This window comes from Desulfobacterales bacterium (genome assembly GCA_030066985.1).
GTDB lineage: Bacteria > Desulfobacterota > Desulfobacteria > Desulfobacterales > JAHEIW01 > JAHEIW01.
In genome coordinates, this window is sequence record JASJAN010000004.1 from 114,370 (window position 1) to 126,171 (window position 11,802).

An 11,802-nucleotide genomic window follows, 5' to 3' on the forward strand; every position below is an offset into this window, starting at 1 on the left:
ATGCGTACCAGATATTGATTGTAAAATTTTTTTAAATAATATTCGTTATTTAGAATAGGGCTCTTCTTTGGCGGGAACGACGCTGAACAAAAATCGTCAGTTCGTCTGTCAATATGCGGTAAGGGCAAATTCAAACCGTTGCCAAACCACGGTTAAGAATTTATATGTATTTTAAATAGTTAGACTTGCATGAATTTCCCTGATGGCCTGCGCGGCCAGCCCGGCTTTATCAGCCATTTGAATCGCACGATCACATCGCGCCGGGGCCGAGCGGCCGATGCATTTATGATTAGGATCTGCTTGGATGGCTTTTTCCAAATCCGCAAGCAGGCGCTCACGGGGCAAATCCAATTGCACCAGCCACTCCTGTAGCTCGATGACTTCCACAGCGACATTGCGGGCCAGTTCGTTGTTTTTGTCCCACAGATGCGTCACTGTTCCGCCGGTTTTCAGCCCGGCGATATTTATTGTCAAAACAAACAAGTTCTTTAAGACCAGCTGCAACAACAAGTCTTGCTCATTGGCCAGACGGCGGCTGGGTATGCCGAGGCTATCCAGAGATATTTTGATCATATCTGCCTGGGGGCCATAAATCACAGAAGGCATCAGGACCTTGACAGCCTGTCCTTTTTTCTTTTCAAACCAGACTGATATTACCGTGGGGTTGCTGATATGGTGCCTTTGCCAGTCGTCCGGCAGAAGCTCGTTTTGTAAAAGCCCCATACGGCCGCGCCAACTTTCGGGTACAGCGACCAGGACATCATCCAAATCCTTTTCGGCTACCGCCACCAGAACCAATACCGGGTCTGGTATTTTGGGGGCCACATCGGCAATGCTCACGGACCGGTTTATCGGATAGACTGGATATCCGCAGCGCAATAACCCTCGGGCAAAAACGCCCCCCATTTCTCCGATTCCGATAATCGCAATGGCTTGATTCATGATCCCCCATATTTAAAACTACATTCCAGCCGGGATGCTGGAAAACCACGGGCATCCCAATTTGATTTAGCTCTCATGGTCATCGCCGGTTTGATTGGCGGCGCCTATTGTATCTCTTTAAGCAGGGAAATGTCTTTGGCCTTCATTTCTTCTAAGGCTACTGCCGTGGTATCCGCTGCCACGCCTTTGGACAAACCCTCAACCACCGTCACTTTATACCCGGCGTCGACGGCATCAAGGGCGGTAAGTTTTACACAATAATCGGTGGCAATGCCGTAGATAATCAGCTCCTGGATACCGTTTTGCTTTAAAATCTGATCCATCTCTGTTTCAGCACCGCCGTCATCCTTGAAGCCGGAATAGCTGTCGTAGCGTTTATCTTTTCCTTTTTTGACAATCGCCACAAACAGATTCTGATCCAACAGAACTTCCGCGTTTGGGGTTTTCTGAACGCAATGCGGTGGCCACAGCACCTGGGTGCGACCTTCGAGCTGGATGGTCTCGAATGGCTTTTTGCCGGCATGATTCGAATAAAAAGATACATGCTCGGGCGGGTGCCAGTCCTGGGTGGCAAAAATCGGATACCCTTTTTCTTTGAGCATCTGTGTGGTTTTCGCCACTTTTTCAACAAACGCCTGGTCTGTTCCATCGGCCGCAAGGGAGCCGTTTTTGTATGTGGTAAAATCGCCCTGCATGTCGACAACAATGACGCCTATTTTCTCAGCCGTGCTGGCTGAACTTTTAACCGTCACCATATAAAGGTCTCCTATAAGCAATCTTAGGGTGAAAAGCTATTATGCTTTCACGAGCAACCTCTTTTCGCTAAATTAAGGTTTTGTCTGACAACCTGATGACCGCCGCTAAAAAACCCGTTCCCAGGATATGAGAAGGGGTTGTGTTTTGTGAATTGCATTTGAAGTCCTGTCAAAAAGGAGGATGGATAGTTATGCAGCAGCCGTCCATTTATTCGTATCAGTAATCCGGTTTTTGAGTCAAGGATTACCAAAAGTATCGGCAATCAGTCGGGTCATTTCATGCTGTCGATGGCAGGCAACCCGATGGCCGCTTGCAGCCGCTTCAAGTGTTGGCTCTTCTGCCCGGCAATGATCAATGACAAACGGGCAACGGGTATGAAAACGGCATCCTGCCGGCGGGCTGGCAGGATCGGGCACATCGCCGCTCAATACAATGCGTTGCTGTGGGGGGGCAACATCTGGTATCGGGATCGCTGACAGCAGGGCATGCGTATACGGATGCAAGGGTCTGGAAAAAATCACACCGGTATCGGCCAGTTCCATGATTTTACCCAAATACATTACCGCCACCCGGTCACTGATGTATTTGACCACCAGAAGATGATGGGTGACAAACATATAGGTCAATTGCAACCTTTGTTGCAAAGATTTTAACAGATTAAGAATCTGAGACTGCACCGATACGTCCAGGGCTGAGGTGGGTTCATCGAGCACGATAAACTCCGGGTCCGTGGCAATTGCCCGGGCAACGGCAATTCGTTGCCTCTGTCCCCCGGAAAATTCATGTGGGTAGCGCAGCAGGTGATCGCGGGTTAACCCCACCTGCTCGAGTAGAGTCAGCACCCGGTCTTCAAGTTCGCGACCGCCCATGCGTTGCAATGTTTTAATGGGCTCGGCAACGATATGTTTGACCAACATGCGCGGATCCAGGGAGGTGGTTGGGTCCTGGAAAACCATCTGAAATTTGCTGCGCAGGCCCAGTTTTTTAATACGGGACCTGTTTATGCGCGCCAGGTCGGCTGTCCCTTTGGATGCCGCATCGGCGGGGGTGTAATAGATATGGCCGTCGGTGGGCTTGAAGAGACGCACTATGGCCTTTCCGGCAGTGGTTTTGCCGCAGCCCGATTCGCCCACCACCCCCAGACATTCTCCGCGGTAGATAGCCAAATCGATGCCATCCAGCGCCCTGACAGCACCAATTTCCCTACGCAGTACACCCCCTTGAATGGCATAGTGCTTTTTCAGATTTTTCAACTCGAGTATTTTTTCCATTATTCTGTTATTCACCGCCCGCTTCGCTCAAGGCGCAGAGTTCGCAGAGAGTTTTTTTTAATTTTGCTTTTCGTTGAGAGGACGAAAAGCAAAAAACAATCTGCTGTCGCATATATCGTATATGATATAAACCACATTAGTTAACCGGTACTTAAAAGAAATTAGGTTCAAAATCAGTTTTTTATAATCCGCAGGATTGAGATGTTTTGCCTTGTCGGCGTCTCAGCGACAAGGCAAAGAAACTATCCTCTGCGATCTCTGCGTCTCTGCGGTGAGTCACTTTTCCGCTGCGGCCCAATAGCAGGCCACCAGGTGATTTTTTCCAATCTCGGTCATTTCGGGAAAAGCCTCCTGGCAAACCGCCATCGCGTGCGGGCAGCGGGGGTGGAACCGGCAGCCGCCCGGCGGCATCACCAAATTGGGCACATGGCCGTCAATGCTTTTCAGGCCATCTTCCATAGAAAATTTGGGGACCGCATCCAGCAATGCCCGGCTATATGGGTGCAACGGTCGCTGGAAAAGGTCTTTGACATCGGCCACTTCACACAAATTGCCGGCATACATGACACCGACCCGATCACAGGTTTCGGCCACCACACCCAGGTCATGGGTGATCAGTAAAATAGAGGAAATCACTTCATGTTTTAGCTGTCGCAGAAGCTCCAGGATCTGGGCTTGAATGGTCACGTCCAGATTGGAAGTGGCCTCATCGGCTATAAGCAATACAGGGTTGCAGGCCAGCGCGATAGCAATAACGATACGCTGCTTCATGCCGCCGGATAGATTATGGGGATATTGATCTGCAATCTGTTCGGGATTGGACAGACCCAGTTTGGCCATAATTCCAACCGCGCGCTGTCTGGCTTCTTTCTTCAGATGACTCTGCCAGCGTTGTATTATTGGAATCCGTGCCAGCAGCTGAAGCAGCAGGCCATCCGGCTGCCGGGTAGCAAAACCATAAACAGCCTTTAAATATTGTTTAAGCGGTGGAAAGGTGCGACAATCAGCTGATTCAAGCTCATTGAGGACGGTTGCGCACAATTTCTGTTTTTGATGAAATAAAAAGCTTTCAGCCACCTGATCCCCAATGCTCATGGTGGGGTTCAGGGCCGCATTGGGCTCTTGAAAGATCATGGAAATCCGATCCCCGCGCAAGCTTTCCATAAAGGCCTCAGATTGCGCCAGCAGATCCATGCCCGCTGCTTGTCGTTTTTCATCTAAATAGACAATGACCTTGCCGCCTTCAATGCGTCCCGGCTCCGGCACAATGCGCATGATGGAGCGCACCGTGACACTTTTACCGCAGCCGGATTCACCTACCAGCCCAAAGGTGGCACCATGATCCACCACCAGGCTCACTTTGTTAAGCGCTTTGACCACACCCTCATAGGTGTAGAAGTTGGTCACCAGATTTTCAGTCTCTAACAATTTCGCCATTATGAGTGCTCTTTTTTCTCACCGCAGAGACGCAGAGGGCGCAAAGGTTTTTATCTTATTTCTTTTCGCTGAGAGGGCGAAAAGAAATAAACTTAAGCCCTAATAATGTTTAAATTATTTAAAATTAATCCTGCCGCGCAGCGGCTGAGGATTTTCATTTGTCGGCGTCTCAGCGACAAATGAAAAAAATTTACTCTTTGCGATCTCTGCGTCTCTGCGGTGAAAACATCAAACTACCTTCTTCTCAGTTTCGGGTCGAAGGCGTCACGCAAAGCATCGCCGATCAAGTTCCAGCCCAGAACAAAAAGAACGATGCAGCCACCGGGGATCACAATCGTATACCAAAATTTCAGGGGATCATCGGGAGGGCCGACAATATAGTTGCGCGCCAGCGCCACCATTTGTCCCCAATCAGCATACCCTTTGGGCGCGCCCAGACCCACAAAACTCATAAAGGAAGCGGTAATCACCATCGAACCCATGTCCATGGTCGCCATGATCAAAGCTGGATAAATGGCATTCGGCAGAATGTGGCGTAAAATTATCTTTAGATCCGATACGCCCATGATTTTGGCCGCCTGAACGAAATCCTGGTCCCGCAGTGTTAGAATCTCAGAGCGAATCACGCGCACATACCAGCGCCAGCCCACCAGTGCCAGCGCAATCATAATTTTGTCGAGCCCCCGCCCAAAGGCCACTACAATTGTCATGGCCAGCACCAAAGTGGGTATGGCCCACATGATATCGGTGATCCGCATGAGCACCTCATCAACGACACCGCCATAATATCCGGAGATAGCCCCTAAAGCGATTCCCACCAGCGCGGCAAAGCCCACCACAAAAAGCCCAATTTTAAATGCCGTACGGGTGCCCCAGACCACACCATAAAAAATATCATACTGACCAGAGGCTGTGCCGAAGATATGGGATTTGCTGGGCGGTTTGGGGGTCGGTGAAAAACCTTTGTGCGGCATCAAATACGGATTGTGGGCGTATTTCGGCGGGGCGATGACAGGTGCCAGCACCGCTACCGCCAAAAAAAACAGGACCAAAATGAACCCGATCACTGCTGAAGGATTTCTAAAAATGCGATGCAGTGTAAATTTAAGCTCACGCAGTCTGGGATGTTGGTCGGTCATGTACAAAATCTCTACATTTGTTAGATAATTTTAATTTAAATAATACGATATCCAATTCGTCATCGTGATCTCAGCGATGATTGTGATAAAAAATAGCTATCAGATCTTTTTAAGATATGAAATTTAAAGAGGTCTTAAAAATAGCAGATCATGTCCAAGGGCAAGGCGAAAACCGATTCAAAAGTGGAGCATACACGATAGTATTCGAGCATTTTGAATCGGTTTTTAACACAGCCATTGGGCATTAGATGCATTTTAAAGACCTCTTTTAGTTCAGTCTGATTCTGGGATCGATATACGCATACAATATATCCAGCGTCAGATTGGTGATCACAAATACGACGGCCATAAACAGGCAAATGCACATCAATACCGGTATATCGAGTTGGACGGCGGACTCTGCCAGCCACCAGCCGATTCCGTGGCGGTTAAAAACCACTTCAACAGCCACACTGCCTTCCATTGAATAGGCCACCAACTGACCGGCCACCGTGATAACCGGCAACAGGGCATTGCGCCGGGCGTGTTTGATATAAACCGTTTTCTTGTCTGCGCCCTTGGCGATGGCCGTAATCACATATTCTTTGGAGAGTTCTTCAATCATGCCCGAGCGCATCACCCGCATATTTAAGGCTACCACAACGATCACATAAGTGAGCACGGGCAAAACCAGATGCGACAGGGCATTTAGGGTAATATCCAAGCGCCCGTTTAAAATCCCATCAACTGTGTACAAACCGGTGTAACGCTTGAATGAGTCGGGATTGTCCAGGATGAACATGGTCAGCTGATCGCTGATGACCCCCGGCGAAAAAATCTGAAAATAGCCGTAAAAAACCATCAGCAATACCAGTGCGAAAAGAAAGGTCGGCAATGACCAGCCAATAATGGCCATAATGCGGGTGCTATGATCGATCCACGTATCGCGATGAATACCGGACAAGGTCCCCAGCCAGATGCCGAAAATGATCACTATCGGAGCGGCAAGTAAATTCATCTCTAGCGTAACGGGAAAATAATTCCAGAAGGCCTCGGACACAGGCCGGCTGGCCACAAGTGACCAACCCAGGTTGCCCTTAAAAACCTCTTTTATCCAGCGCACGTATTGGATGTGAAATGGATCATCCAGACCGAATTGCTTAATAATCCGGGGAATGTCTTTGGCTTGCTGAGGTGAAGTGACGAAGGTGGCCGCTCTGCGTTCGGGGCTGAAGGTCATCAAAATGCCAAAAATCAATACGGATACCCCGAACAGTACAAATATCAGCAACAATGACCGGCGCGTAATATAGGCAAGCATAGGTTTCAGGTTGAGCCTTGAGCACGTTAGGCCAGCCGAAGGCCCCCTCAAAACGGGATAGGGCCGTCTCCGATGGACTGCCGGTAACGCACTCACCGATAGATTGTTAGTATTCTTATAATACTGTCAACTTTTTGAATCTTGCATCTTTGAACCCTGAACCTTTGAACCCAAGTACGCCTGCGTATCTTCGGGCATCGCGGTAAATTGCAGTCGCAGATGTGCGCCAGTTGCCGTGACCGGTGATTTATCAGGTGGCAAAACTTTTGCGTACCATTCAGACAGTTCGCTGGTTTCGGGAGCGGACAACACAATTCTCAAATTAGTGTAGGCGGCCAGCTGTTGGTCTAAAACCACTCGGGCTGAATCTTCTCCCAGGTGGGTCAACCGGCCGGCAATCCCTGTGTCGGAAACGGTTTTACCTTCGAGTAGAAAACATTCAATGGCCAACGGTGAATTCAGAGGTGTGAGGGGAGCCGTCTTTTTTGGCGGCAAAGAAACCTGGTAGGGCTCACCGATGCCGATGACATCGTAGAGCGTAACCGGTGCATCGAGGCCTTTGAATTTGACCTCTTTGGTGCCCTCAATTTGCAGCTCGGTCCGGATCCGGTCATGGGTGGTCGGGCTGATGAGGATCTGGCCGCCAACAGTAAACGATTCAATGCGATAGGCAGCATTGATGGGCGTGCCCACAGCACCATAAGAGGCCCGGCGTTCCGAGCCAATGTTACCCACCACCACCTCACCGGTGTTGATACCAATGCCCATTGCCAGCTCCGGCAGCTTGAGCCGGCGTTGTTCGGCATTGACCGCCAGCAGCGCATTTTGCATCTCAATGGCACAAGCCACTGCCCGCTCGGGGTCATCGTCGGCATTCAGAGGCGCACCGAAAAAAGCGAGAATGCCGTCACCCAAAAATTCATTCACCGTTCCCTGATAGCGCGCCATCACATCCACCATAACCTCAAAATAGCGGTTCATGATTTCAATCACCTGGTGGGGGGAAAGCCGGGAAGTCAGGGCGGTAAATCCCCTCAAATCCGATACCAAAAAAGTGACCTCACGGTTTTCGCCGCTCATTTTGAGGCCTTCGGGAGAACCCAATAGCGACTCGACCACCTCATTGCTCAGATAGCGACCAAATGTGTCGCGAATAAAGTCCCGCTGGTGTAAGCTTTCCATCTTTTCTTTTTCTTCCACAATATAGCGATAAACGACGACGGCAATCACCGCAAAACCGATCATCAGCACGGGCCGCACAATATTCAAAATCACCTGCGCGTAAAAAAAACTGACCATCACTATGGCAATGTAAGCAAGCGCTACCAAACCCGTGCCCAAAGAAATTGCAAGCGAAGAAAAACGAACGCACAGTAAAAAGAGCACTGCCATCAGCAGGGCTTCGATGAGCAGCATTTGCCGATCCGAAAGCGCTTTAAAAAATGATTCAGTCAGAATGTTGTGAATAACATTGGCATGCACCCCGCTTAAAGGGTAGCTCGTATCGGTCGGCACCGGACCCACATCCGTTGATCCGGTTGATACGTCTGATATAACGACGATCTTGCCTTTGAGCTCTTCAGCCCAGATTTCCAGCTCATCTCGATCATCGGAGGCGCGCAATATGTCAGCAAAATTGTAATGATCCATGCGCTCCCAGGGGCCGATGAAGTTAACAATCATATCTCCCTGGCGATCTATGGGAATGTGAATATCCCGCGGCGCAGCGCCCGGCCGTTTGGCATCCTTTAAGATAATCGATCGGCCGGGTTTGACCAGAATTTTTCCCGGCGGCACCTGAAGATAATCGCAGGCCACCAGCAGCGGCAAGAGCGGATAAAACGCATCTTCATATCGCACCAGCAATGGAACCCGGCGCAGGACGCCATCCGGGTCAAATTTAACGCTCAATGACCCCAGACCGCGGGAAGCATGGGCCAGTTCAGCATAGGTCGTCAGAGGATTATCGCCCATGTAAAGCCTGCCACCGGCAGTATCTGCTCCCACATTCCATTGGGTTTGAATCAGGTAGCTTCTGCCCTTTGATGCCATCTTTTTGGGGCTACCCCGTTCACCGGGTTTGCGCAATTCCAGTGCCAGACCGAAATAGGCGTTGTCGGCAACTTTGACCGCCTCAATCAGTTCTTGATCGTCTTGTTCATTAATTTTGGCTGCAAAAATGAAATCATAAACCTGGGCCGACACCTGCATGGATTTTAGATTGCGAACCAGCTCGGCAAAATGGCGCCGATTCAAATACAGGTTTTTGAGCCGCTCGATACTGGTGTTGTTAAAATCTACATGCACCACGGTATTATCATAGGCCGGGCGAAGGGCTTCTGACCTGGAGCGCAGAATGAAGAGTTGATCGACGGTTTGGGAATTCCAGATTTCAAAGACATTTGGCAACAGCCAAAAACAGAGATGGGCCGCAATGAATGCGCCTAAGATTAAGACCAGTGGTGTGCGTATGTTGCGCGATTTACTTGTGGTCAATCGTGAAGGTCCTGCTAAAAAACGTGTCAGCTGAAATCTCAACGGCATATTTCGCAATGTCGTGCGTCTTTACAGTTTCAGCCTTTTCAGTTCCTCGCAAATTTCCGATAATGTTCACCGGCCGCTCGGCATAGGTTTTAAATTTCAGATGTTGTTTCCTGAGTCTACGAATTTCGGCCAGGATCTTTTTTGCCAGAGGTGGTTTTTTGGCCTTATCGGCACTTTCATATTCGTTGATCAGCGCCTCCAAATCGACCAGGCGCTTGATGGAAGCCAGCAGATAGAAGCGTTCTTCTCCAGTGTGGGCGTCCAGTTCAAACCATTGATCATCTTTAGGGATATAATGATGACCCGCCAGGGTATATTCAGCGCTCTGTAATTGAAATCGCTGGGGAAACAATACACTGAGCTCACCCTGTGAGCTGCGGTAGATGAGATAGACAAAACTGTTCTGATTGACACTCAAAAAAAATTTGATCTGGTCGCCAGTTTTTAAAACCGTGTCTTTTGTAACAGCTTCAAATTTGGATCCATTGGCTTTTTTCAGTGCGCCGAACGCCCACTGAAATTGCAAATTTGCTTCCTGTGGTGCCGAAGTCTCTTGGGCATATGAAACCGAACGACTTTCTATATACAACACACAAACAAGGGTGGCCAAGACGATACTGATAACGTGAAGCGTTCTCATTTCGTATTCACCTGATCGATAATTGAATTAACTATTCTGGACCGACTGATCCTAACCGATAGTCAATTGTACACCAATGTTGTTTCAGGACACAGCATATAACAGAACAATACGCATTGGAAAGGTGTTACTCGCGAGTATTTTAAGAAAAGGAAATTTCCCTGTCAAAAGAAAAATGGAAAAGAGCGAATTGTTAATTTCCACTAATTTCAATCTACCGGTCTTGGGGTACTCAATGAGACATTAAGTTTCAGGTACATGCTCGATCACGCGCACATCTTTCCAGCGGCCCTGACGGTAACGCCAATAAGAGGTGATAAAAAGGGTAAAAACAAAACCGGTGGCGCAGCTCCAGGCAAAATAGAGCCCGGCACCAAAGATGTGCACACCAATAACCAGAGGCAGGATCATAACCACCACAGACAGAATGCCGATGCTTAACATGATAAAACGCGTGTCACCGGCGCCTTTGAGCACACCGATACAGACCATATAGAGGGCATCAAAAAATATATAAGCGGAGACAAATCGCAGCAGCACGGTCCCGATGTCGCTGATGGCCGCAAAGTTTTCAGACGCCGCGTCCTGGGGCCTAAAAAGCTCGAGCAGCGGCCCCGGAAACACCAGGAAAAAAACAAATAGCAGCGAGATGTAAACCAGCACGATGTGAATCGTGGCCCTGGTGGCGGCAATGGCCTCAGGGACCTGATTGCGACCCAGGGCCTGCCCCACCAGAGTGCTGGTTCCCAGCGAAAAACCCATCAACGGCATAAAGGCCAGCGAGTTAATTGAAAAGACCACATTGGTGGCGGCCAGCTCGAGCTTGCCGATCCGTCCGACCATAAAAATAAAGAAGGTAAACGCAAAAATATCCAGACTAAACTGAATGGCACTGGGGATGCCGTAACGCATCAGACGCCCGAAAAGATTGGCATCAAAGGCGCGGTGGCTTAAGACCTTAAACACCCGATCATTTTTTTGTGTAAACACCATAAAGGCAAAGATTAAACTGACCAGCGACCAGGACATCACCGTGGCAATACCGGCACCAAAGATCCCCCATTGCGGGAAAAACCAGATGCCATTAATCAGAGCGTAGTCCAAGGGAATATTGAAAAGGGTGCCAATCAGCGTGATGACCATCACCAAACGCGTCTGGCCCCGTCCGCTAAAAAAACACGACAGGGCGGTCCCCCAAATATAGATCCCCGATCCCAAGCACAGAACCTTGAAATAAATCGCCTCCAGCACCTGCACCTCAGGCGGGTGCCCCCCGAAAGCAAACAGCGGCTGGGCTAAATAGCTCAGACCGACCATTAAAATTGCAGAAAGAATCGAAAAATATATCCCTTGCCACAGGGCTGCGCCGACACGCTGCGATCGGCCCGATCCGACATACTGGGCCACAAAGACGTTTAGGTACTGGGCGGTACCCAAAAAAATAGAAATAAATAAAAAGGCGGCAATGCCGGCCGGAAGCGCTGCCGCAATGGCATCCAGAGAATAATTGGCCAGAAAAACCCGGTCGGTAAACTCCATGATCATGGTCGAAGACATGCTGATGACCAGCGGCAAACTGATCCGCAATACCTGCCGGTAGGGTCTATGGGGTTGGCTATGAGTGGTGCGATCGTTCATTTATTGTCTTTAATAAAAGTCCGAATAGGGAAAAAAGAAGCTAAGGTGTATATTCAATGGGGGATTTTTGCAAGGGAGTAAAAATAGGTTCGCCGGTTGGCCGGTTTCCCGTTAGCCGGTTGCCTTATTGAGAAA

9 protein-coding genes are annotated in these 11,802 nt (G+C 49.3%); all 9 read right to left on the reverse strand.

Features of this window, described 5'->3' with window-relative positions; translation table 11 throughout:
* Positions 1–171 precede the first annotated feature (171 nt).
* Entirely contained in the window at positions 172–942 is a 771-nt protein-coding gene (locus QNJ26_03360) for a hypothetical protein (protein ID MDJ0984559.1), read from the reverse strand.
* Between the two features lie 104 nt (positions 943–1,046).
* Positions 1,047–1,697, reverse strand: a complete 651-nt coding sequence (pncA, locus tag QNJ26_03365; protein ID MDJ0984560.1) for a bifunctional nicotinamidase/pyrazinamidase — start codon at positions 1,695–1,697, stop codon at positions 1,047–1,049.
* Between the two features lie 237 nt (positions 1,698–1,934).
* Positions 1,935–2,969, reverse strand: a complete 1,035-nt coding sequence (locus QNJ26_03370; GenBank protein MDJ0984561.1) for an ABC transporter ATP-binding protein — start codon at positions 2,967–2,969, stop codon at positions 1,935–1,937.
* Between the two features lie 276 nt (positions 2,970–3,245).
* Positions 3,246–4,406, reverse strand: a complete 1,161-nt coding sequence (locus QNJ26_03375; GenBank protein ID MDJ0984562.1) for an ABC transporter ATP-binding protein — start codon at positions 4,404–4,406, stop codon at positions 3,246–3,248.
* A gap of 233 nt (positions 4,407–4,639) precedes the next feature.
* Positions 4,640–5,545: an ABC transporter permease gene (locus QNJ26_03380; protein ID MDJ0984563.1), complete on the reverse strand. Its 906-nt coding sequence runs from the start codon at positions 5,543–5,545 to the stop codon at positions 4,640–4,642.
* Between the two features lie 268 nt (positions 5,546–5,813).
* The gene (locus tag QNJ26_03385; protein ID MDJ0984564.1) at positions 5,814–6,845 is read right to left on the reverse strand and encodes an ABC transporter permease; all 1,032 of its coding nucleotides are present in this window, start codon (positions 6,843–6,845) and stop codon (positions 5,814–5,816) included.
* Positions 6,846–6,971: 126 nt separating this feature from the next.
* The gene (locus QNJ26_03390; GenBank protein MDJ0984565.1) at positions 6,972–9,341 is read right to left on the reverse strand and encodes an adenylate/guanylate cyclase domain-containing protein; all 2,370 of its coding nucleotides are present in this window, start codon (positions 9,339–9,341) and stop codon (positions 6,972–6,974) included.
* Positions 9,328–10,029, reverse strand: coding sequence for a DUF4384 domain-containing protein (locus QNJ26_03395; GenBank protein ID MDJ0984566.1), 702 nt, complete (start codon positions 10,027–10,029; stop codon positions 9,328–9,330). Before QNJ26_03395 ends, QNJ26_03390 begins: the two co-directional genes overlap by 14 nt.
* 243 nt (positions 10,030–10,272) lie before the next feature.
* Entirely contained in the window at positions 10,273–11,667 is a 1,395-nt protein-coding gene (locus QNJ26_03400; GenBank protein ID MDJ0984567.1) for an MATE family efflux transporter, read from the reverse strand.
* Between the last annotated feature and the right edge of the window lie 135 nt (positions 11,668–11,802).